Origin of the sequence: Campylobacter sp. IFREMER_LSEM_CL2090, assembly GCF_025771865.1 — a bacterium.
Classification (GTDB): domain Bacteria; phylum Campylobacterota; class Campylobacteria; order Campylobacterales; family Campylobacteraceae; genus Campylobacter_D; species Campylobacter_D lari_D.
Genome location: NZ_JAKMRA010000006.1, coordinates 59,213 through 82,231 on the forward strand (window position 1 = coordinate 59,213; position 23,019 = coordinate 82,231).

The window sequence follows — 23,019 nt, forward strand, 5'->3', positions numbered from 1 at the left end:
AATTCATGGAAGAATTAAATTTACAAATTCAAAAAAATCTTGATGAAAATAATAAACTTACTTGTAAAAAAGCACTAGAGCTTTTAAAACAATACTCCAAAGAAGATTTTCAAGCTAGTATAAAAAAAATGGATGTAAAAATTTCAGATTGCGAGTTAGGTCAATTTGGAAAGTTAAATAAAAATATAGCAAAAAGTGAAATTTTAGAAAAATTAGAAACAAAACTAGATTCTAAGCGTCGCATATCATGTAAAGATGCTTTAGAATGTGCTAAAAACTTTAATATGGCTGATATGAGAGCTACGCTTAAAACTTATAAAATTGATGTTAAATACTGCGAACTTGGTTGTTTTGAAGAAAAAAAAGGTAAAAAATTTCATATAAAAAGCAAAATTTGGGTAGAAAATCCTGATGGAGAATTACTTTTTGGTAAAGGGAAAACAGATATTTTAGAATTAGTTGGAGAATGTGGAAGTATTTCCCAAGCGGCTAAACAATTAGGGATTAATTATAAAAAAGCTTGGCTTTATATACAGGATTTAGAAAAAAATATGAAAGAAGAATTACTCATTGCTAAAAAAGGAAGAGGAAGTGAAGCTGGTAGTAAGCTTACTCCAAGAGCTTATGAGTTAATTCAAAATTTTAAAATTTTACAACAAGATGTAGAAGAATACACTAATAAACGCTTTAAAGAATTATTTTTCAAGAAAAATCAAGAAAAAGATAAAACTTAATTTGAATACAAGTTATAAAAATATATCATTAAGTAAAAAAGGTAAAAAATGAAAATTGATTGTAGAGATTTAGCTTGTCCGCGTCCTGTGATAGAGACAAAAAAGGCTTTAGAAGAGTTAAAAGAAAATGAAAATTTAGAAATTCTTTTAAATTCTCAAGCTTCTAAAGAAAATGTAATGAGGTTTTTAAAATCTTTAAATTTGAACTTTAGTGTGAAAGATGTAAATGATGAAAGTATTATTAGCATTATAAAAGATGGTGATATAGTTCAAATTCAAGAACAAAATTTACAAGAATATAATGTGTTGTTTTTAAAAAGCGATAAAGTAGGTGAAGGGGAGCTTGGGAAAAATCTAATGCTAGGTTTTTTAAAAACCTTAAAAGATTTATCTAATAAACCTGCAAAAATCCTTTGTGTTAATGATAGTGTTTTGATGAATACTGATTGTTCTCATATGGCTTTTGAAGCTATGAAAGAGCTTGAAAATTTAGGGGTTGAAATTTATAGTTGTGGGGCATGTTTGGAATTTTTTGGTAAAACTAAAGAGCTTAAAATAGGCAAAATAGGTAATGCTTATGAAATTTTAAATGAACTTTTTGGAAAGGCAAAGATTATTTCTTTATGATATATAAAGACCAAAAACTAACTCAATATGTAAAAGCTGCGGGTTGAGCTGCCAAACTAGACTCGGTGGGTCTTGACAAAATTCTTGGCATTTTAAAACCGCATGAAAACATTTTAAGTGGTATTGATAATAACGAAGATGCAAGTGTTTATAAGCTAAATGAAGATTTAGCTTTAGTGCAAACACTTGATTTTATCACACCTGTGGTTGATAGTGCGTATCATTTTGGTGTTATAGCTGCTGCCAATGCTTTAAGTGATGTATTTGCTATGGGTGCTGAGGTGATTAATGCCTTAAATATTGTAGGCTTTGATACTTGTCATTTTAACAATGAAATTTTACTTGAAGTTTTAGAAGGTGCTAGAGCTAAGGTTGAAGAAGCTGGTGCTGTGCTAGTAGGTGGCCATACTATAGAAAATGATGAATTTATTTTTGGTCTTAGTGTGACAGGTGTAGTTCATCCTAAGAAATTTATAGCTAATAATAGTGCAAAAGATGGTGATGTTATTTTACTTACTAAGCCTATAGGTAGTGGCATTATTAGCACTGCTATCAAGGCTGGTTTGCTAGAAAAAGCAAAGATTTTAAAGGCAATAGAGCAAATGAGTTTTTTAAATCTTTACGCAAGTCGTATTTTAAAGGGGTTTAAAAGTCTTAGTGCTTTAAGTGATGTTACTGGTTTTGGCCTTTTGGGGCATTTAAAAGAAATGTTAAATGAAGAGATTATGATAGAAGTGTATAAAAATGAAATTCCTTTAATGGATGGAGTTTTGCCAATGGCTAATATGGGGATAATCCCAGCAGGAGCTTATAAAAATAAAGATAGCCTAAAAATTTGGGTTGATAATTTAAATGAAAAAGATGAAGATATAGTGTATTTTGATCCTCAAACTTCAGGGGGACTTTTAGCTGCAATGAGTGAAAAAGATGCAAATGAGGCTTTGAAAATTTTGAAAGATTACAATATAGAGGCAAAGATTATTGCTAGATGTGTAAGAAATACTCATAATTATTTATTATTACGCTAATATTTTATTTACAATTAAAAATATATGTTTATATTTGTTACTTTTTTACATAAAAAAATAAATTATAAATAAATATATGTTGATTTTTGTGGCTATTTTTGTATCATAAAAGATATTAATTACTAAATGGAGGAAGAAATGATACAAAAAGCTTTGCAATTAGCTGAAGAATTACAAAGAAAAATAGAAAGTAATATCTCTCAAAGTGAAAAAGAATTTCACGCCAAAATGCAAAAACTTTTAAACAATCCTAAAAATAAAGTGATGTTGATTGAACTTTTAGATCGCTCTTTTAGATGTAAAGATAAAAGTGCGAGTTTTGAGCTTATAGAGCATACTTTAAACAAATATGGTATAGCAGATTTTTTTAGTGCTTTTGAAAAATTTTTGCTTTTTTCATTTTTAAATTTTGGAAAATTTGCACCAACTCTTAGTGTACCATTTTTCATTAAGCATTTAAGAGAAGATACTAAAGCTATGGTTTTAGATGCAAATCCTAGTGTTTTAGAGCCTCATATGCGTAAAAGAAAAGATGAAGATAAAATTACCTTAAATGTAAATTTAATTGGTGAAGAGGTTTTGGGTGAGGCTGAGAGTGCTTATAGAGTAAAAAAATATGAAGAAGCATTAAAAACAAGCTATATTACTTATATTTCAATTAAAATCACTACCATTTTTTCTCAAATTAATATTATTGATTTTGAATACTCTAAAGATGAAGTGGTAAAAAGATTGGATAAATTATATGCTCTTGCTTTAGAAGAAGAAAAAAAGCAAGGTGTGTCTAAATTTATCAATCTTGATATGGAGGAATTTAGAGATTTAGAATTAACCGTTGAAGCTTTTATGGAAAGTATTGCAAAGTATAATATTAAAGCAGGTATCGTTTTACAAGCTTATCTTCCTGATTCTTATGAATATTTGAAAAAACTTTTTGCTTTTTCAAAAGAAAGAGTTTTAAAAGGTATGAAGCCTATAAAAATTCGCTTTGTTAAAGGAGCGAATATGGAAAGTGAAGAAACTATAGCTTCGCAAAGAGGTTGGGCTCTACCTACTTTTTATAAAAAAATTGACACAGATAGTAATTATAAGAAAATGCTTGATTTTGTCTTAGAAGGCGATAATTATAAATATATTAATGTAGGTATTGCGAGTCATAATTTATTTGAAATTGCTTATGCTTATACTAGAATTTCACAAGCAGGAGCTTTATCATCTTTTACTTTTGAAATGCTTGAAGGTATGAGCTTGCAATGCTCTTATGAGCTTTCTAAAATGCATGATCTTATACTTTATGCACCGGTGTGTGATGAAGCGCATTTTAATAATGCCATTGCTTACTTAGTAAGAAGACTTGATGAAAATACTAGTGAAGATAATTTCATGAGATATTTTTTCAACCTTAAAATTAATGATAAAAATTGGCAAATGCAAAAAGAATTATTTATAAAATCTTTAGAAGGCGTTGCTAGTTTGGATAATTCTACTCATAGAACTCAAGATAGAAATAATGAGACAAAGGCTATTAGTTCTTATGAGAGTAAAGAATTTAAAAATGAACCTGATACAGATTTTATCTTAAAAGCAAATAGAGAATGGGTTAAAAATATAAGAACTAAATATGAAAATTTAGAAAATTACGATGTGTATCCGGTTGCAAAAGAAGAAATTAAAAATGAAAATTTACAAGTAATAGAAGTTAAAGATAAAATCAAAAATCGCACTATAGGTAAAGCACATTTAGCAGGCCAAAAAGAGATTAAATATGCTTTAGATATAGCTAAGAGCTCAAATTTTAGTGATTTAAGTCATGATGAAATTTATAAAATTTTAGCAAAAACTGCTCAACTTGTTAGAGATCGTAGAGGAGATTTAATAGGTATAGCAGCTTTAGAAGTAGGAAAAACTTTCTTAGAAATTGATCCTGAAGTTAGTGAGGCTATAGACTTTTTAGAATTTTACCCACATTCTTTGGAAAAACTAAAAGAGCAAAATCCAAATACTACTTTTAAAGCAAAAGGCATAGGTGTGGTAATTGCACCATGGAATTTTCCAGTAGGTATTTCAGTAGGAACCATAGCAGCACCTTTGGCTGCAGGTAATAAAGTAATATATAAGCCATCATCTTTATCCATGCTAACAGGTTATATGCTTTGTAAATGCTTTTGGGATGCGGGAATTCCAAAAGATGCTTTGATTTTCTTACCTGCTAAAGGTAGTGATATATCAAAATACTTGCTTGTTGATCAAAGTGTGAAATTTTCAGTATTAACCGGTGGAGAAGAAACTGCTTATGCAATGCTCAAAGCTAATCCAACCTTACTTTTAAGTGCTGAAACAGGCGGTAAAAATGCAACTATTGTTTCTAAATTTGCTGATCGTGATAGTGCGATTAAAAATATCATTCATTCAGCATTTTCAAATTCAGGTCAAAAATGCTCTGCTACTTCTTTACTTGTTTTGGAAGAAGAAGTTTATGAAGATGAGGAATTTAAAAAGACCTTAGTAGATGCTGCTAGTTCTATGGCGGTTGGAAATCCATTTGTATTTAAAAATAAACTTGGAGCTTTAGCAGATAAACCAGATGTAAAACTGCAAAAAGCATTAGATGAGTTAGCTCCATATGAAAGTTGGGCTTTAAAGCCTAAATTTGTAGATGATAATCCTTATCTTTTAACTCCAGGGATTAAATATGGTACAAAAAAAGGTGATTTTACACACATGAATGAGCTTTTTGCGCCAATTTTAACTGTAATGAAAGCAAAAGATTTAAAAGAAGCTATTGATATAGTAAATTCTACAGGTTATGGACTTACAGCAGGATTTGAAAGTTTAGATGAGAGAGAATGGGAATACTTCCACACTCACATAGAGGCAGGAAATATTTACATCAATAAACCAACAACAGGAGCTATAGTTCTTAGACAACCTTTTGGTGGTATTAAAAAATCAGCCATTGGTTTTGGTAGAAAAGTTGGAATTTATAATTACATCACTCAATTTTTAGATATAGAGCAAAGTCAAGCTGATCAAAATGTTTTAGATAATGAATTAGTATCAAATTTAAATGCTTTAAGCTTGGATTTAAATGAAAAAGATAAAGCTGATTTTGAAGTCATTAAAGCTATGGCAAGAAGCTATGCTTATCATGCAAAACATGAATTTGCAAGTGCAAAAGATTATGTCAATATAAGAGGCGAGGATAATATTTTCTCTTATACAAAGGTTAAAAATATCGCTTATAGAGTACATAAAGATGATAGTTTAAAAGATATTTTAGGGGTTATTTTAGCAGCCAGTGTGCTAAATATTGATCTTATTTTAAGTTATGATGAGCATGAGAAAATAGATCTTGTGCAAAAGATTAATCAAAAAATTAGTTCAAAAACTTTATTCCTTAAAGAAAGTAAAGAAAATTTCATTAGCAAAATAGCTGATTATGAAAGAATTCGTTATTTTGCTCCATTAGATGTTAATGATGAAATTTTCATAAAAGCAGCAAGTTGTGCAAAAATCATTGCCAATGCTAAGCCTTTAATGAATGGGCGTTTTGAGTTGCTTTTATATCATAATGAAAAAGCTTTAAGTATATCTTTCCACCGTTATGGAAATTTAGGCATTCGTGCTTTAAAATAAAAAGGAGAAAAAATGGAGGTTGTGCACATTAATACTCAAATTGCGATAATGTTTGTCGCATATTCAGCATTAATGCTTTTTATTGGATTTTATTTTTATAAACAAAATAAAAACTCAGAGGATTATTTTTTAGGTGGTCGTTCTATGGGGCCGGTAGTTTCAGCACTTAGTGCTGGAGCTTCTGATATGAGTGGTTGGCTTTTAATGGGTTTACCAGGAGCTTTATATGTAAGTGGTTTAGCTGAAAGTTATATTGCAATAGGGCTTAGTATAGGAGCATTTTTAAACTGGGCTTTTGTAGCAAAAAGACTTAGAATTTATACTAGTGTGATTGCAAATTCTATTACCATACCTGATTATTTTGAGACAAGGTTTGATGATGATAAGCATATATTAAGAGTGGTTTGTGCTATTGTTATTTTGATATTCTTTACTTTTTATGTTTCTTCAGGACTTGTAGGTGGAGCAAAGCTTTTTGAAGCAACTTTTGGAATCCAATATGATTATGCGCTTACTACAGGAACTGTGATTATAGTTGCTTATACATTTTTGGGTGGATATAAGGCAGTTTGTTGGACGGATTTGATTCAGGGTTTATTAATGATGAGTGCCTTGATTATCGTACCTATAGTGATGATTTATCATTTGGGTGGCTTTAGTGAAGCTGTTAATATAGTCAAAGAAATTAAGCCAAATACTTTTTCTATGGGGGAAGGATTAAGCTTTTTGGGTATAGTTTCAGCGCTTTCTTGGGGGCTTGGGTATTTTGGTCAGCCACATATTTTGGTGCGTTTTATGTCTATAAGATCAACTAAAGATATTCCAACTGCTACTTTTGTAGGAATTTCTTGGATGGTTATATCTTTAATTGGAGCTTGTTTGATAGGTATTTTAGGTATAGCTTATGTGAGTAAATTTGAGCTTAGTTTGCAAGATCCTGAAAAGATTTTTATCGTAATGTCGCAATTGCTTTTCAATCCTTGGATAGCAGGTGTTTTATTAAGTGCTATTTTGGCAGCCATTATGAGCACAGCAAGTTCGCAATTGCTTGTTTCAAGTTCAACTATAGCAGAGGATTTTTATAAAAGAATTTTTAACAAAGAAGCGTCCAATAAAACAGTGATGACTTTGGGTAGATTTGGTGTTTTAGCAGTAGCTGTGATAGCTTTTATTATTTCTACTGATAAAAACTCAAGCGTATTAAGTATAGTAGCTTATGCTTGGGCAGGGTTTGGAGCAAGTTTTGGTTCTGTAATGCTCTTTTCGTTATTTTGGTCAAAAATGACTAGATATGCTGCTATTGCAGGTATGATTACCGGTGCAGTTGTAGTTGTAGCATATAAAAATTTCTTAGCCGAGTGGCTTGATTTTCCTATTTATGAAATCATTCCAGGATTTTTAGCTGCTTCTGTTGTGATTATTTTAGTGAGCATGGTAACTAAAGTTCGCCCAGGAACTAAAGCAGCTTATGAAACAATGCTAAAACATCTCTAATACTCTCGCAATATGCGAGAGTAACTATGAAAAAATATTAATCAAATAAGTATTTAAAGGTATTGCAACAATATCAATTAAAACAGCACCGCATAAAGGTACTATTAAAAAAGCTTGTCTTGAAGTTAAATTATATCTAGAACAAACTGCATTCATATTTGCTACTGCATTTGGTGTTGCACCTAGACCATGTCCCATAAGTCCGGCACACATAATCGCACTATCATAATTTTTTCCGCATAATCTAAAAACTATAAAAATTGCAAAGAATAGTAAAGCTAAAACTTGCACAATCAAAGTAATAAAAAGAGGTGTAGCAACAGCACTTAGTTCGTTTATTTTTAAATTTATCATAGCCATAGTTAAAAAAATACCAAGGCTTAATTCACTTATAGTATCTATTGTATATTGATTTAGCTTGAAAATATTAAAAGAATCATTAATATTTCTTACAACAATAGCAACAAGCATAGCACCAACATAACTAGGCAAAGAATAGCCGCTATATTGTGTAAATTTGGAACTTAAAAAAAATCCAATACACATAATACATAATATTAAAAATAAAGATTTTAAAAAATCTTTATAATTTGCATTGTGAATTTCATGCTTTAGAGGATCTATATCTTTAATATCTTGATTAGTTGTGATTTTTAATTTGTGTTTATTTATAAGATATTTTGCTACAGGACCTCCGAGCAAAGACCCTGAAATCAGTCCAAAGGTTGCCGCTGCCACTGCTAAAACTTTAGCGTTATTTAAGCCACTTAATTTTTCAACCATACCTCCAAAAGCTATAGCATTTCCATGTCCTCCTTCCAAAGAAACAGCACCACATAAAATTCCATATAGTTTATTTAAATCGAATAAACTTATCATGGAAATGCCGATAAAATTTTGCATTAAAGCCATAAACCAGCAACAACCTAGATAGATTAAAAGTACTTTTCCTCCTACTTTTAAGAGTTTTAAAACTTCCACTTAATCCTATTACGGTAAAAAAAGCTACCATTAAAGGAGTTTGTAAACTTGTATCAAAATCAACTTTAATCTCAATAAAACTTAAAATCCAAATGATTATACTGATTAAAAATCCACCTATAACTGGTGCGGGAATGCAAAATTTTTCTAAGATTAAAAAACGTTTTTTCAAAAACATACCAAACAATAAAACCCCGATACTAATAGCTAATACACTTAAACTATCAAATTTCATATCATTCCTTTACTTAATAAAAAATATGCTAGATAAGCAGCGATTTTTGCAGTGTGATTGTCTATATCAAATTTAGGATTAAATTCACAAATATCTGCTAAAGCAACTTTTTTGCTTTCAAAAATAATTTTTATCGGAGTTAAAATTTCTTTTAAATTGATACCAAAAACAGCAGGGGCGCTTACAGCAGGAGCTATGCTTTGTGAAAATACATCCATATCAATACTTAAATAAACAACTTCATTTTGTTTTAAGAAGTTTTTAATGACTTCTATACATTTTTCAAATTCAGTATCTAAAACATAACTTGCTTTCATATTATCCATAGTTTGAAAAAGTGCTTTTGTGTTAGATAATTTACTTGCACCCAAGCAAAGATAAGAAAAATTATAATTATTTTCTTTTGCATATTCATAAGCTTTGTAAAAAGAATTTCCAGAAGTATGTAACTCCTGAATTCTTACATCAAAATGTGCATCAAAATTTATAACTCCTACACTTTTTTTGTAATCTAAAAGTGCTTTAATACAAGCTAAAGATGTTTCGTGTCCACCTCCTAAAATTACACCATAATGATTATTATGTAAAATTTCTAAGCACTTGTGATAAAGTAGTTCATCGCCTAATTCTAGGGTATCAAAATTTTCAATATCTCCTAAATCATCAAAATCAAAATCATCATGTATAGCAAAATTTGCCATATTCTTTCTTATAATTTTTGGTGCTAATTCACTTCCAATTCTACCATTATTTCTCTGCACACCCAATGATGAACAAAAGCCTAATAATTTATTATTTGAAGAGTGATTTAAACATTTAAATAATCGTTTATGGATAATTTCATCACCATCATTTCTCCCTTGCCACATGTATTCCTCCTTTTTTGTGTTTAATTTCAATGTAAGATATTTTTTTAAATATTTTTATATTTTGAGAAATAACATTATTTATTTGTGTATTTTAGTAGCAATAATTTATTGATTAAATAATTTTTTATTATAGTAAAAAATATTTGAAAATACTAAGGTATGGCTTTTAATGCATTTATGATAAAAGTTTCTTTAAGTTTTATTTTAAAATAAGAAAATACTATATATTTACTACTTGAAACAAAAAGGAGATTTATGCAAAAAAATAATCAAAAAACTTATGATTTATTTTTGATAGTGACATCTATCTTGGCGGTTTTTATGGTGATTGTAATTTTACTTATAAATCCTAGTAAAGCTTTAGAAGTAGCAAATTTTCTTTTTAGTAAGCTTACACATATGTTTGGCTCATTTGTTCAACTTTTTGAGTTTATTTGTGTAGTTTTTATTTTCTACTTGGCTTTTTCTAAAATAGGTAATATTAAATTAGGCGATGGGATAAATCCTTATTCAAATACTGCTTGGATTTTTATGTTTATTTGTGCAGGACTTGGATCTGCTACTATGTATTGGGCATTTATGGAATGGGCATATTATTATTTAGCACCTGGATTAAATATTACTCCAAAATCTACAGAAGCTTTAAGAAGTGCAACTTCTTTTGTGTATTTGCATTGGGGTATTACGCCTTGGGCTGTATATGCTTTAAGTTCTATTGCAATGTGTTTTCATTTTTATATTTTTAAAAATAAAAATTTAAAAATTTCAAGTTTAATAGCAAATATCTTGCATATTAATCAAAATATAGTGCTTGATAAAATCATCGATGTTGTGTTTTTATTTAGTACTTTTGGTGGACTTGTGCTTACTACAACCCTTTCTATAATTACAATTAGTGCTGGACTTTCTGGAATTTTTGATATTAATGATGGTTTTTATTTAAAATTTATTCTTTTAGCTATTGTTACAGCTGTTTTTACCTTTTCTAGTTTTGTTGGATTATCAAGTGGTATGGCAAAACTTGCTAAAATATCTTGTATCTTGTGTTTTGTGTTTGCAATATTGGTATTTATTTTAGGAGATAGTGTATTTATATTAAATAATATAATAAATAGTATAGGGGTATTTTTTAGTAATTATGTTTCAATGAGCTTATATAATGATATTGCTGGTGTAAGTAGCTTTAATTCTGATTGGACAGTTTTTTATTGGCTTTATTGGATTACTTACACTCCTGCTGTTAGTATTTTTGTGACAAAAATTTCTAAAGGAAGGACCATTCGTCAAGTAATTTTTGGTCTTATTGTGGGTGGATGTATTGGGACTTGGTTTTTCTTTGGAGTTTTGAGTTCATATGCAATAGATATTTTTCAAAGTGGAATCTTAGATGTTCCAAATTTTATTAGTTCAAATGCTGGAGAAGCTGGAGTGGTAGCATTGATAAAAACACTACCATTTGGTACTATTTTTGCTCTTTTTTATTTCCTTCTTATGATGGTATTTTTGGCTTCTCATATGGATGCTACTGCATTTACTATTTCTTGTGTAAGCACAAAAATAGATAGTGAAAATCCTAGTAAATATTTAAAAGTTTTTTGGTGTATTATGCTTGGATTAATTCCTTTAGCAATGCTTTATATAAATGCAGATTTAAATACCTTAAAAGTTGCAGTTGTTTTGAGTGCTGCTCCTTTTTTGGTAATACTTGCTATTAGCTTTTATGGGCTTATTAAATGGATAAAAAGGATGGATAATGAAAATTACTAAGGTTGAACCTATATGGTTAAGGACAAAAACTTTTGATGAGTCTTGTGAGTGGGGTGAAGATGCCTTTATATTAAGAATTTATACAGATAATAATCTTTATGGAATAGGGGAAAGTGATAGTGCTGCAGCAGTTTTAAAGATAATGTTTGAGCAGCCTAGTACTCATGGATCTTGTAGAAATTTAAGTGAAATTTTAATAGGACAAGATCCAAGAAATATTAAGAAGATTATGGATGATTTGATTGAGGGAAGTGCGTATTATGGACTTAGCGGAGCATTAATTTGTGCTTTAAGTGCAATAAATATTGCTTTATATGATTTACTTGGAAAAATTTATGGTGTAAGTGTAGCTACTATACTTGGTGGAAAAAGAAAAGACTTTTTAAATGCATACGCTACTTTTATTCCGAGTAAAAATATGGAAGAAAATATTTCTAGAGTAAAATACTTAAAAGAAGAAGGTTTTAAACTATTAAAATTTGGTGGTGCAGGCTTTGGTAATAATGCATTAGCTGATAAAGAGATTATCAAGAATATTAGAGGTGCAGTGGGTGATGATATTAAACTTAGTATTGACTTAGTAGGGCTTTGGAAAAATTTTTCTTATGCAAGAGAAAGATTTTTGGAAATTGAAGAATATAACTTAGAGTGGATAGAAGAACCAGTTGGTGCAAATAATTTTTATGATTATGCAAGACTTAGCGAACACTTACCTTGTAAGATTACGGGTGGAGAGAGTTTTTACACGCTAAATGAGTTTGAAAATTTTATTAAAAAGTCAAAAGTTTCTATTGTGCAACCTGATATTACTAGATGCGGTGGTTTTGACACTATGTTAGAAATTGAAAAAATATCTTTAAAATATGGTTGTGATTTAGTCCCGCATGGTTTTTCTACAGGAATTTTACTTGCTGCTACGGTGCAGTTTCTAGCAAGTACTAAATATTGTAATTTGATAGAGTATTCTCAATCAACAAGTGTGCTTTTTACTCATTTGGTGAAAAATTTAATCCCTTGCAAAGATGGTATAGTTGAAGTCAATGATGCTGTGGGTATAGGAGTGATATTGGATGAAAATTTAATAGAAAAATATCGTATAAATATAAAGATTTGAGTAAATACTCAAATCTAATTTTTAAGGTTTTTGAATTAAAAATCTAAGCGTTGGTCCATCTTGATCTATCTCTAAAATTTCAAATCCGCGATTTTTCGCATCTTGAGGTATAGAATTAATACTTTGTGGGCAATCACATAAAATTTCTAAGACCTCACCTGATTTTAATTCTTTTAATGCATCAATGGTAGCTATAGCAGGATATGGGCATGCCTCACCTTCTAAATTTAAACTATAATGAATAATCATAATTTTCCTTTGTTGTGTTGGAAGAATAATCTTTTAAATTTTAAAACAAACAAAAATAAAATAGCAAACAAAGCTAAATTGATTAATAAGCCATTAAAATAACCAAAATCATTTAAAAGATGAATTTTTATACTATTTGTTAGTATTTTTGGGAAATGATCATAATTTAAAGCTAAGATCATAGTACCGATGATATTGGCAATACCCACTATAATAAAATGACTTTGTCCCTCGCAAGCTCTATACATCCAACCACACTCGCATCCTCCGGCAAAAACTATTCCAAATCCAAATAAAAAAGCACCTATAGCAAGGTTTGGTGATATTTCTATTACTTTACTAGTATGCCCTTGTAATATAAAAGCAAAAGCTATTAAACAAGCTATGATCATACCTATTAAAGCGCCTTTTATAGCATTGTCTCTACCAAATAAAAATAAATCTCTAAAGCAAGAAGTGAAGCAAATTTGAGCCCTAGAAATGATAAAACCAAAAACAAAACCAAATATTAACGCTAAAGGAAAAAAGTTTTCTTTGTTTTTAATATCAATATTTTGTTTTTGTAGTATAAATACAACATAAGTTATAAAAATTATAAATATACCAAGTCCTATGTAAAAATATATTTTTGAAATTTTATTTTGTGTTTTTAATTTTTGATTTTCTTTGCAAACGCGTTGTAACCTTGCTTTTGGCTTAAATAAGGCAAGATTGCAAACCTTAACACCTAGATAAATTCCTAAAATCATAAATAAAGTAAAAACCCAAGTATGTAAGGAAAAATAAGGTAAACCTGTAAAGAAATTTGCTAAATTACAACCAAAAGCAAGTCTTGCACCAAAGCCTGATAAAATTCCTCCTATAATAGCTTGAAAAATTCGAATTTTGCTAGCAGGCAAACGCCATTTAAATTTATTTGCTAAAAATGCAGCTATTAAGCATCCTATAAACATACCTATGAGCATGATACCATCAATTCTTGTTAAGGGACTGCCACTTAAATTTTGCTTTTGGTAGTAAGTGTAGGAGCTTAAATCCATACCAAAAAATTCTAAAATTTCTCCACCCCAGCGTGTCATTTCACCTGTAACAGCCCAAACACTGCCAAAAATTCCAAAATAAATAGCACTTAAAATTCCAAGTATAATCATGCCTTTGGAATTATCCCAAAAATTTATAAAAAAAGATTGTTTGAAAGAATGCATTGATATATCCAAAAATTGTAATTGTCAAAACTTGACACTGAAAAACAAACATTATAACTAAAAAATATAATATTTCAAAGTATTTTTACACGCTTATAATTTCATATGTTTAATTTTTGTTTCAATTAAAAATATTAAGATATAATATCATTTTTGGAAGGTTAGCTTATCTGGTGATGGCCACTGACTTCAAATCAGATGAAAGGGTAGTTGACTACTTTTTGGGGAGTTCGATTCTCTCACCTTCTCGCCAAATTTAAGTCAAAATGGAGTTTTTTTATGAGTAAAGCAGATATTGTCGTTGGTATCCAATGGGGTGATGAGGGTAAGGGTAAGATAGTTGATAAACTATGTGAAAATTATGATTATGTTTGCAGAAGTGCAGGTGGACATAATGCAGGTCACACTATATGGGTTGATGGTATAAGATATGCTTTACATTTAATGCCATCAGGTGTTTTAAATAAGCAATGTATTAATGTTATAGGTAATGGAGTTGTAGTTAATCCTGATGTATTAATTAGTGAAATGGCTCAATTTGAAAATTTAGAAGGAAGATTATTTATAAGCGATAGAGCTCATTTAAATTTAAATCATCATGCTTTGATTGATCAAGCAAGAGAAAGACTTAAAGGCGATAAAGCTATAGGAACAACAGGCAAAGGTATAGGGCCAAGCTATGAAGATAAAATAAGTCGTAATGGACATAGAGTAGGGGAATTGCTAGAGCCTGAAAAGCTTTGTGAAAATTTAATGAAAGATTTTGAACTTAAAAAAACTTATTTTGATGTTTTAGGTATTGCAATGCCTAGTTATGATGAAATTTTAAAAGATTTAAAACGCTTTAAAGAAGTGCTAGCGCCATATATTACAGATACTACAAGAATGCTTTGGAAAGCTTTAGATGAGGATAAAAAAGTATTGTTAGAAGGCGCGCAAGGTTCTATGCTTGATATTGATCATGGAACTTATCCTTATGTAACTAGTTCAACGACTATTTCAGCTGGAGCTTTAAGTGGTTTGGGATTAAATCCAAAAGAAATTGGAAAAGTTATAGGCATAGTAAAAGCTTACACAACAAGAGTGGGAAATGGAGCTTTTCCAAGTGAGGATTTAGGCGAAGATGGTGAAAAAATAGGACTTATTGGTAAAGAAATTGGAGTAAGCACAGGTAGAAAAAGAAGATGTGGTTGGTTTGATGCGGTTGCGGTAAGATATACTGCAAGATTAAATGGCTTAGATACTTTATCATTAATGAAACTTGATGTATTAGATGGTTTTGAAAGTGTTAAAATTTGTAAAGCATATGAATATAAAGGACAAGAAATAGACTATGTACCTTGTGATTTAGAAAACGCTAAACCTATTTATGAAGTAATGGAAGGTTGGGATAAAGTTGCAGGGATTAGAGATTATGATTTGCTACCTGAAAATGCTAAAAAATACATTAAGCGTTTGGAAGAATTAAGTGGCGTTAGAGTAGGTTATATCTCCACAAGTCCTGAAAGAGAAGATACTATCATTTTATGAAAAGCAAATATTCTTCTGTGATTAAGCTTAGAAAACAACAGCTTGATAAAGCAGAGGCAAATTTGACTAGAATAAGACAAAAGCTTTTGTTGTGTGAAGAAGAATTTAAAGAAGCTTTAAAAACATGCGAAAGCTTGACTTTGGCTGATAAAGGTTCAGTAGCTTTGTTAAGATCGTCTTTAAAAATGCAAGAGATTGCAAGAGAGGGTAAGCAAAGAATTAAACAAAAATTAGACCTAACTAAAAAAGAACTTGCACATCATCAACATTTATACAAAAAGGCTCATTTGGAATTTGAAAAAATTAAGGTTTTAGAAAATGAAGAATTAAAAAAAATCCAAAAAGCCTTACAAAAAGAAGAAGAAAAATTTATAGATGAACTTGCTATAACAAGACATTTTAATAAGGATAAATGATGAAAAAAATAATATTTTTATTGATTTTCTTAAATTTTGTAAATGCACAGCAAAATTGCGAGCAGTATTTTGAAGCAAGAAAAGAGCAAATGCAAGAGCAAATTAGAGAATATGATGAAGCAAGACAAAGTTTAGAGGCTTATAGAGCTTCTTTTGAAGCTTTGCAAAAAGAAAAAATGCAAGCTTTGGAGCAAAAAGAAGCTGATGTTAATGCAAGTTTAGAGCAAATAAAAAGTTTAAAAGAGCAAAATGAGCGTATATTAGAAGCGACTAAACAAAATCTTCAAGTTATTAATGATAAAACTATGGGGCGTATCACAGAAATTTATGCTAAAATGAAAGATGTGGCCGTGGCAGGTATATTAAGCGAAATGGAACCGGATGAGGCTTCAAAAATTCTACTTTCGCTAGATCCTAGAAAAATTTCATCCATTATGGCCAAGATGGATCCAAAAAAAGCTTCCGATTTAACACTACTTTTGAAAAATTTAGATCAAAATGCAAGTTCGCAGTAAGTTTTAAGCAGTTTTTACCTTTTTTTTAGTATTATTTCAAAATAAAAATAAAAAGGTGAATAAATGCGTATCAAACCAGCTCATATACCTTATATAGCAAATAAAATAATACTTGATTTAATGCATTCTTCTTTTGTTAAAATTAAAGATGATAGTCAAAAACTTTTAAAAACAGCAAAAGAAATTATAGAAATAGATGTTTTAAATGAGCGTAAACTTGATGAAAAAGCAAAAGAAATTTTAGAAAGCCAAGAAGATGAAATTGAGTTTATGCAAATAGATAGAAAAAGTATGTTTTGGATGATTAAGAAAAAACTAGCAAATGAGTTTAAATTTATGCTTGATAGTGAAGATAGATACAATAATCTTTCTCATAAAATTTTAGAAAATTTAGTGGAAGAAGATTTGATAAACTACAATATATCAGAAAATCGCGTGAAAAATCTCATTTTTTCAAGTATTATGTCTTATTTAAAAGAGTATGAAAATTTAGAAGATTTAGTCTATGAAAAAATTTCAAATTATAAAAGAAAACTTATTCCAGGTTCTGAAGAATATGAATTGGTATTTGAAAAGCTATATCAAGAAGAGCTTAGAAAAAAGGGACTTTTATGAAAGCATATATTTATATAGAGAATGATGTTTTTTTAAGCGCAAAGGCTTTTGGACAAAGTGGAACTTTTTTTGGAGAGCTTGTTTTTAATACTTCTTTAACAGGCTATCAAGAAATTATTTCTGATCCATCATATGCAGGTCAGTTTGTAGTATTTTCAATGCCAGAAATTGGTATAGTTGGTATTAATGATGAAGATAATGAAAGTAAAAATGTATTTGCTAGCGGAATGATTATAAGAGAATTAAATGAAGATTATTCTAATTTTAGAGCCAATGATTCTTTAAGTGCTTATTTGAAAAAGCATGAAAAAATAGGGCTTTGTGAAATTGATACTAGATTTTTAGTTAAAATGATCAGAGATCAAGGAAATTTGAGAGCGGTAATATCTACTGAAATTAAGGACAAAGAAGAGCTTAAAAAAATGCTTCTTTCTAGTGCTAAAATTGATGAGGTAAATTATGTAGCACAGGTTAGCACTAAAAGCTCTTATAAACATAGTAAAGGTGCTTGGGATCATAGCAACAAAGCTTATGAGAATGCAAAAGCAAATGGTAAAAAAGTAGCTGTGATTGATTATGGTGTAAAAGAAAATATTTTAAATGAGCTTGTAAGTGTTGGACTTGAGGTGGAAGTTTTTCCTTATAATACCAAGGCAAAAGATTTGATTGATTTATATCAAAAAGGTAAAATTCATGGGGTATTTTTATCCAATGGACCAGGTGAGCCAAAAATTTTAAAAGATGAAATCGCAGAGATTAAAAAACTAGCAGAAGCTAAAATTCCTATGCTTGGTATTTGTTTGGGACATCAACTTTTAAGTAATGCTTTTGGTTATGAAACTTATAAAATGAAATTCGGCCAACATGGAGCAAATCATCCTGTTATTAACCTTACTAATAACACAGTAGAAATTACAGCACAAAATCATAATTATAATATTCCTGAAGAAATAGCAGAGGTCGCAACTATTACTCATAGAAATTTGTTTGGTGATAATGTAGAGGGTGTGAGATATAAAAATTATCCTATTATATCGGTGCAACATCACCCAGAAAGTTCTTCAGGGCCACATGAGAGCAAGTATATTTTTAAAGAATTTTTAGAGCTTTTGTGAGTTTAGATTTTATTGCTTTAGCAAGTATAGCTTTTCTTTCTAGTTTTGGGCATTGTTATGGAATGTGCGGAGGTTTTGTTTTAGCTTATACTCAGCTTTCAAAGCAAATTAAACTCCCTTTTTTTCTTTTAATTTTCTCATATCATCTATCTCGAATTTTTGCTTATGTTTGCTTGGGTATATTTTTTGGAGTTTTTGGAAGCTTGCTTTCATTTAGTGAATTTTCAAAAGGCATAATGTTTTTTATAATTGGAATTTTTATGATAGCATTAGCACTTGCTTTGATTTTTAAAGGAAAATTTCTAAGTTTTTTTGAAAATTCTTTATTTTTTGAATGCGTAATTAAAAAAAACATCTCTAGATTGATTCAACAAAAATCTTTCAAGAGTACTCTTTTTTTAGGATTTTTAAATGGCTTTATGCCTTGTGGTTTGGTGTATTTTTATATAGCCTTTGGAATGAGTATGCAAAGTGTGTATTTGTCGGCTTTAATTATGCTTGTTTTTGGTTTTTCAACTTTACCAGCATTGATATTTCTTGCGTATTTTTCTAAAACATTAAATGAAAAATTTCAAAAAATAGCTAGTTTAATTTCCTATATTTTAATTTTTTGTTATGGTGTGTATTTTTCTTATATAGGCTTTGTTTTTACGCGATAATTTATTAATAAATAATAAATAATTAGATATAGTTTAAGCTAAAAAAGATATTAGGTATCGTATAATATAAAGATCGCATAATTGCAGAAAAAAACTTAAGGAGAGGAAATGCACCCAGGAAATGCATTAAACTATGACTATACGGTTGCTAAATATTTTATGTTTGCTACCTTATTGTTTGGTGTTATTGGTATGGCTATTGGAACGCTTATTGCCTTTCAGATGGCTTATCCAGATTTAAATTATTTAGCCGGTGAGTATGGTACTTTTTCAAGACTTAGACCATTGCACACTTCAGGTGTAATTTTTGGTTTTATGCTCTCAGGAATTTGGGCTACTTGGTATTATATTGGTCAGCGTGTGCTAAAAGTTAGTATGGCAGAATCAAGCTTTTTAATGTTCATTGGTAAATTGCATTTTTGGCTTTACATGATCACTATGATTATAGCTGTTATTACTTTGTTTGCAGGTGTTAGCACTTCAAAGGAATACGCAGAGCTTGAATGGCCACTTGATATATTGGTAGTTTTAGTTTGGGTTTTATGGGGTGTAAGTATTTTTGGGCTTATTGGAATTCGCCGTGAAAAAACTTTATATGTTTCACTTTGGTATTATATAGCTACTTTCCTAGGTATAGCAATGCTTTATTTATTTAACAATATGGCTGTGCCTACTTATTTTGTGAGTGGAATGGGTGATTGGTGGCATAGTGTTTCTATGTATGCAGGGACAAATGATGCATTAGTTCAATGGTGGTATGGACACAATGCAGTTGCATTTGTATTCACTGTTGGTATTATCGCTCAAATTTATTATTTTCTACCAAAAGAAAGTGGACAACCAATTTTCTCATACAAATTATCTTTATTTGCATTTTGGGGCTTAATGTTTGTTTATTTATGGGCAGGTGGACACCACTTGATTTATTCTACAGTGCCTGATTGGATGCAAACTATGGGTTCAGTTTTTTCAATCGTTCTTATTTTACCTTCTTGGGGTTCAGCAATTAATATCTTACTTACTATGAAAGGTGAGTGGAGTCAATTAAGAGAAAGCCCATTAATCAAATTTATGATTTTAGCTTCAACTTTCTATATGTTCTCAACTTTGGAAGGCCCTATTCTTTCTATTAAATCAGTTAATGCATTAGCACACTTTACAGATTGGATTCCAGGACATGTTCATGATGGTACTTTAGGTTGGGTTGGCTTTATGACTATGGCTGCGCTTTATCACATGGTGCCTAGAATGTTTAAAAGAGAATTATATAGTAAATCGCTAATGGAAGCTCAATTTTGGATCCAAACTACAGGTATAGTATTGTATTTTAGTTCTATGTGGATAGCAGGTATTACTCAAGGTATGATGTGGAGAGCTACAGATGAGTATGGTAACTTACTTTATACTTTCATTGATACTGTTGAAGCTATTATTCCTTATTATTGGATTAGAGCTGTAGGTGGCTTGTTGTACTTAGTAGGATTTTTCATGTTTGTTTATAATATTTATAAATCAATTTCAGTGGGTAGAGTGCTTGATAAAGAGCCAAAAAGTGCTTCACCTATGGCAGCATAAGGAGGAAAAATATGTTTAGTTGGTTAGAAAAAAATCCATTCTTTTTTGCTGTGGCAGTATTTATAGTGATCGCATATGCAGGTATTGTGGAAGTTTTACCTGATTTTGCTCAAAATGCAAGACCAATTGAAGGTAAAAAGCCTTATACGGTTTTACAACTTGCAGGACGCCATGCTTATATTAAAGAAAGTTGCAATGCATGTCATTCACAACTTATTCGTCCTTTTAAATCAGAAACAGATCGTTATGGTATGTATTCAGTTAGCGGTGAATATGCTTATGATAGACCATTTTTATGGGGTTCAAAAAGAACTGGACCTGATTTATTGCGTATAGGTAATTTTAGAACTACAGATTGGCATGAAAATCACATGTGGGATCCAGTTTCAGTTGTTCCTGGTTCTATTATGCCAGCTTACAAACATATGTTTAGCAATAATGCAAATATAGAAACAGCTTATGCAGAAGCACTAACTGTAAAAAAAGTTTTCAATGTTCCTTATGATGTTGAAAATGGTACAAAACTTGGTACTTGGGAAGAAGCTCAAGCAGAAGTTAAAGCAGAAGCCCAAGCTATAGTAGATCAAATGAAAAATCAAGATGTTAAAGATGCGTTTGCTAGAGGTGAAATTAGAGAAATTGTCGCTTTGATTGCGTATCTTAATAGCTTAAAATAGGAAAAATTATGGATTTAGAACTAATAAGAGAGTTGCAAGCTTATGGCTTTTTTGCCCTTGTAGTATTCTTAGTGGTAGTTTTGTATTCTTATTGGTTTCATTTGTATAGATCTGAAAAAACAGGTAGAAGAAACTATGAAAAATATGCTGATTTAGCATTACATGATGAAATTGGCGATCGTGTTTTAGAGCAAAATAAAAGGAGTGCTTAATGCAATGGTTGAACTTACAAGATAATGTTAATTTATTATCTTTTATTGGAGCAATTCTTATCATATTGATTACGCTTGTTGTGGTAGGAAAATTGTTTAAAAGTATGAAAGAAGAAAAAAGTCAGGGTGAGCTAAGTGAACATAGTTGGGATGGTATAGGTGAATATAAAAATCCTATACCACTTGGCTGGGCTGTGGTATTTTTCTTAGCTATAGTATGGTGTATATGGTATTTTCTTTGGGGGTATCCTTTAAATAGTTATTCTCAAATTGGTCAATATAATAAAGAAGTACAAGCGCATAATGAGAAATTTGCACAAAAATTTGCAAATTTAAGCAATGAAGATAAGCAAGAAATGGGTAAAAATATCTTTTTAGTTCAATGCTCTTCTTGTCATGGTATTACAGGTGATGGTATCAATGGAAAAGCTCAAAATCTTAATGTTTGGGGTTCAGAAGAGGGGCTTATAGAAGTAATTACTAAAGGTTCTAAGGGCTTAAATTATCCTATGGGTGAGATGTTAAGTGCAGCAGATAATGGTATAGATGAAGCTGATATTCCTGCAATTGCTGCTTATGTTGCTTCTGAAATTTCAGCAATTAAAAAAACTGAAAATCCTCAACTTGTAGCAAAAGGAAAAGAATTATTTGTCACTTGTACAGTATGCCATGGTGAAGATGGAAAAGGAACTATTGATGGTCAATTAGTGGCTCCAGATTTAACAAAATATGGTAGTGCAGAATTTGTAGTAGATGTTTTAAATCGTGGTAAAGCAGGTAGTATAGGTGTAATGCCTCATTTTAACAATGGCTTGTTAAATGAGCTTCAAAAAGAAGCAGTTGGCGAATATGTGATTTCTCTTTCAAGGGGCGAATAATGGAAAATTCAAACAGATGTGTATTTTCACTTTCAGGCGTTAGCGGAATGTTAATAGCAACTATTTTATTATTATCGATTTTAGCAGGATTAACTATTTTGGGTCTAAAAACACAACAAGATGTTATGCAAAAACCTTATAAAATAGAAAATGCAGAACAAATTAAAATGTTTGACTCTAAAAGAGAAGAACATATCATTATAAAGGAATGATTATGGCAAAAGTTCTTGAGTATTTAATCATAGCCGGTTTAGTTGTAGCGGCTGGAATCACTGCTTGGTCGGTTTTAACTGCAAATCATCTTTTTATAGGATGAAAAATATATTTAAAGGCGGTTTTTTAGCCGCCATTTTTATTTGTTTTGCTAATTTTTTACATGCTGAAATATTGTTAAATGATAATATCTTAAACACTGCGATAGAACAAAATATCACTACAAGTTCTAGACAAATTTATGAATTAACTGGAGTAAATATCGCTTTAGCATTAAGTGATAAAAAAGATTTTGAAAGTTTAAAAAATTATGAAGCTAATTTAAGTAAGCCATATATTTTACTTGTATTTTCTAAAGCTTCACATAAGGTAGATATACTTGCAAGCGATGATGCTTTGGCTTTTTTTGATAAAGAAGGTGTTTTGAGTCCTTATCCTGAAAAAGGAACAATTTTACCTATACTTGCAAATCCTAAACAAAAAGATATTTATAATGCAGCTATTTTAAATGGTTATGCAGATATAGCCGATCAAGTAGCAAATTATTTTAATATAAAACCTTTTTATGGAAATTCAAATCGTGATACTTTAAATATCATGAGAATTTTAATCTATGGATTTTTATGTGTTGCAATTTTAATGCTAGTTCAAAGAAAAATCAAAAGGAGAAAATAA

The 23,019-nt window shown here is 30.0% G+C and carries 24 protein-coding genes and 1 tRNA gene; 20 read left to right on the plus strand and 5 right to left on the minus strand.

Annotated elements, in window-relative coordinates; translation table 11 throughout:
- Positions 1–5 precede the first annotated feature (5 nt).
- The 5 genes from L8V85_RS04755 (at position 6) to putP (ending at position 7,519) form a co-directional block, all read left to right on the plus strand.
- The gene (locus L8V85_RS04755) at positions 6–734 is read left to right on the plus strand and encodes a winged helix-turn-helix domain-containing protein (RefSeq protein ID WP_263709310.1); all 729 of its coding nucleotides are present in this window, start codon (positions 6–8) and stop codon (positions 732–734) included.
- Positions 735–782: 48 nt separating this feature from the next.
- Complete coding sequence (yedF, locus tag L8V85_RS04760; RefSeq protein ID WP_263737575.1) at positions 783–1,361, plus strand: sulfurtransferase-like selenium metabolism protein YedF; 579 nt, start codon at positions 783–785, stop codon at positions 1,359–1,361.
- Positions 1,358–2,389: a selenide, water dikinase SelD gene (gene selD, locus L8V85_RS04765; protein ID WP_263669697.1), complete on the plus strand. Its 1,032-nt coding sequence runs from the start codon at positions 1,358–1,360 to the stop codon at positions 2,387–2,389. Before yedF (L8V85_RS04760) ends, selD begins: the two co-directional genes overlap by 4 nt.
- Before the next feature lie 138 nt (positions 2,390–2,527).
- A complete protein-coding gene (locus tag L8V85_RS04770; protein WP_263737576.1) occupies positions 2,528–6,025 on the plus strand; it encodes a bifunctional proline dehydrogenase/L-glutamate gamma-semialdehyde dehydrogenase in 3,498 nt (1,165 codons plus the stop codon).
- 12 nt (positions 6,026–6,037) lie between these two features.
- Entirely contained in the window at positions 6,038–7,519 is a 1,482-nt protein-coding gene (gene putP, locus L8V85_RS04775; RefSeq protein ID WP_263737577.1) for a sodium/proline symporter PutP, read from the plus strand.
- Between the two features lie 24 nt (positions 7,520–7,543).
- Here putP and L8V85_RS04780 read toward each other — a convergent pair whose 3' ends face one another.
- Genes L8V85_RS04780 through L8V85_RS04790 form a run of 3 tightly spaced genes read right to left on the minus strand, consistent with a single transcriptional unit; the run spans position 7,544 to position 9,604 of the window.
- Positions 7,544–8,431: a sodium/glutamate symporter gene (locus L8V85_RS04780; protein WP_263737578.1), complete on the minus strand. Its 888-nt coding sequence runs from the start codon at positions 8,429–8,431 to the stop codon at positions 7,544–7,546.
- Positions 8,373–8,735 (minus strand): sodium/glutamate symporter, encoded by a 363-nt coding sequence (locus L8V85_RS04785; RefSeq protein ID WP_263737579.1) that lies wholly within the window; start codon positions 8,733–8,735, stop codon positions 8,373–8,375. Before L8V85_RS04785 ends, L8V85_RS04780 begins: the two co-directional genes overlap by 59 nt.
- Positions 8,732–9,604, minus strand: coding sequence for a formimidoylglutamase (locus L8V85_RS04790; RefSeq protein WP_263661071.1), 873 nt, complete (start codon positions 9,602–9,604; stop codon positions 8,732–8,734). Before L8V85_RS04790 ends, L8V85_RS04785 begins: the two co-directional genes overlap by 4 nt.
- A 255-nt stretch (positions 9,605–9,859) precedes the next feature.
- Here L8V85_RS04790 and L8V85_RS04795 point away from each other — a divergent pair, with 255 nt between their 5' ends.
- Positions 9,860–11,371, plus strand: a complete 1,512-nt coding sequence (locus L8V85_RS04795) for a BCCT family transporter (protein ID WP_220566432.1) — start codon at positions 9,860–9,862, stop codon at positions 11,369–11,371.
- Positions 11,358–12,485, plus strand: a complete 1,128-nt coding sequence (locus tag L8V85_RS04800) for a mandelate racemase/muconate lactonizing enzyme family protein (protein WP_263737580.1) — start codon at positions 11,358–11,360, stop codon at positions 12,483–12,485. Before L8V85_RS04795 ends, L8V85_RS04800 begins: the two co-directional genes overlap by 14 nt.
- Before the next feature lie 21 nt (positions 12,486–12,506).
- On the opposite strand, the gene yedF (L8V85_RS04805) is transcribed toward L8V85_RS04800, so the two are convergent.
- Complete coding sequence (gene yedF / locus L8V85_RS04805) at positions 12,507–12,734, minus strand: sulfurtransferase-like selenium metabolism protein YedF (protein WP_133319404.1); 228 nt, start codon at positions 12,732–12,734, stop codon at positions 12,507–12,509.
- Positions 12,731–13,939, minus strand: a complete 1,209-nt coding sequence (gene yedE, locus L8V85_RS04810; RefSeq protein WP_263737581.1) for a selenium metabolism membrane protein YedE/FdhT — start codon at positions 13,937–13,939, stop codon at positions 12,731–12,733. The genes yedF (L8V85_RS04805) and yedE overlap by 4 nt, the downstream gene beginning before the upstream one ends.
- A 155-nt stretch (positions 13,940–14,094) precedes the next feature.
- On the opposite strand from yedE, the gene L8V85_RS04815 reads away from it, so the two are divergent.
- The 13 genes from L8V85_RS04815 (at position 14,095) to L8V85_RS04880 (ending at position 23,019) form a co-directional block, all read left to right on the plus strand.
- Positions 14,095–14,192 (plus strand) — tRNA-Sec (locus tag L8V85_RS04815).
- Between the two features lie 26 nt (positions 14,193–14,218).
- Positions 14,219–15,469 (plus strand): adenylosuccinate synthase, encoded by a 1,251-nt coding sequence (locus L8V85_RS04820; RefSeq protein WP_133319402.1) that lies wholly within the window; start codon positions 14,219–14,221, stop codon positions 15,467–15,469.
- Positions 15,466–15,885 (plus strand): flagellar FliJ family protein, encoded by a 420-nt coding sequence (locus L8V85_RS04825; protein WP_263737582.1) that lies wholly within the window; start codon positions 15,466–15,468, stop codon positions 15,883–15,885. The genes L8V85_RS04820 and L8V85_RS04825 overlap by 4 nt, the downstream gene beginning before the upstream one ends.
- The gene (locus tag L8V85_RS04830; protein WP_165955271.1) at positions 15,882–16,400 is read left to right on the plus strand and encodes a MotE family protein; all 519 of its coding nucleotides are present in this window, start codon (positions 15,882–15,884) and stop codon (positions 16,398–16,400) included. Before L8V85_RS04825 ends, L8V85_RS04830 begins: the two co-directional genes overlap by 4 nt.
- 63 nt (positions 16,401–16,463) lie before the next feature.
- Positions 16,464–17,015 carry a DUF507 family protein gene (locus L8V85_RS04835; protein ID WP_263737583.1) on the plus strand — a complete coding sequence of 184 codons (552 nt, stop codon included), beginning with the start codon at positions 16,464–16,466 and terminating at the stop codon, positions 17,013–17,015.
- Positions 17,012–18,130 (plus strand): glutamine-hydrolyzing carbamoyl-phosphate synthase small subunit, encoded by a 1,119-nt coding sequence (gene carA, locus L8V85_RS04840; protein WP_263737584.1) that lies wholly within the window; start codon positions 17,012–17,014, stop codon positions 18,128–18,130. Before L8V85_RS04835 ends, carA begins: the two co-directional genes overlap by 4 nt.
- Positions 18,127–18,789 (plus strand): sulfite exporter TauE/SafE family protein, encoded by a 663-nt coding sequence (locus L8V85_RS04845; RefSeq protein WP_263664633.1) that lies wholly within the window; start codon positions 18,127–18,129, stop codon positions 18,787–18,789. Before carA ends, L8V85_RS04845 begins: the two co-directional genes overlap by 4 nt.
- 108 nt (positions 18,790–18,897) lie before the next feature.
- Positions 18,898–20,364 (plus strand): cytochrome-c oxidase, cbb3-type subunit I, encoded by a 1,467-nt coding sequence (gene ccoN / locus L8V85_RS04850; protein ID WP_039617631.1) that lies wholly within the window; start codon positions 18,898–18,900, stop codon positions 20,362–20,364.
- Between the two features lie 11 nt (positions 20,365–20,375).
- The gene (ccoO, locus tag L8V85_RS04855; RefSeq protein WP_087700416.1) at positions 20,376–21,041 is read left to right on the plus strand and encodes a cytochrome-c oxidase, cbb3-type subunit II; all 666 of its coding nucleotides are present in this window, start codon (positions 20,376–20,378) and stop codon (positions 21,039–21,041) included.
- 8 nt (positions 21,042–21,049) lie between these two features.
- Positions 21,050–21,253 (plus strand): cytochrome c oxidase, cbb3-type, CcoQ subunit, encoded by a 204-nt coding sequence (locus L8V85_RS04860; protein ID WP_133319395.1) that lies wholly within the window; start codon positions 21,050–21,052, stop codon positions 21,251–21,253.
- Positions 21,253–22,131 carry a cytochrome-c oxidase, cbb3-type subunit III gene (gene ccoP, locus L8V85_RS04865; protein ID WP_133319394.1) on the plus strand — a complete coding sequence of 293 codons (879 nt, stop codon included), beginning with the start codon at positions 21,253–21,255 and terminating at the stop codon, positions 22,129–22,131. The genes L8V85_RS04860 and ccoP overlap by 1 nt, the downstream gene beginning before the upstream one ends.
- Complete coding sequence (locus tag L8V85_RS04870; protein WP_133319393.1) at positions 22,131–22,343, plus strand: DUF4006 family protein; 213 nt, start codon at positions 22,131–22,133, stop codon at positions 22,341–22,343. Before ccoP ends, L8V85_RS04870 begins: the two co-directional genes overlap by 1 nt.
- A 100-nt stretch (positions 22,344–22,443) precedes the next feature.
- Complete coding sequence (locus L8V85_RS04880; protein WP_261529512.1) at positions 22,444–23,019, plus strand: hypothetical protein; 576 nt, start codon at positions 22,444–22,446, stop codon at positions 23,017–23,019.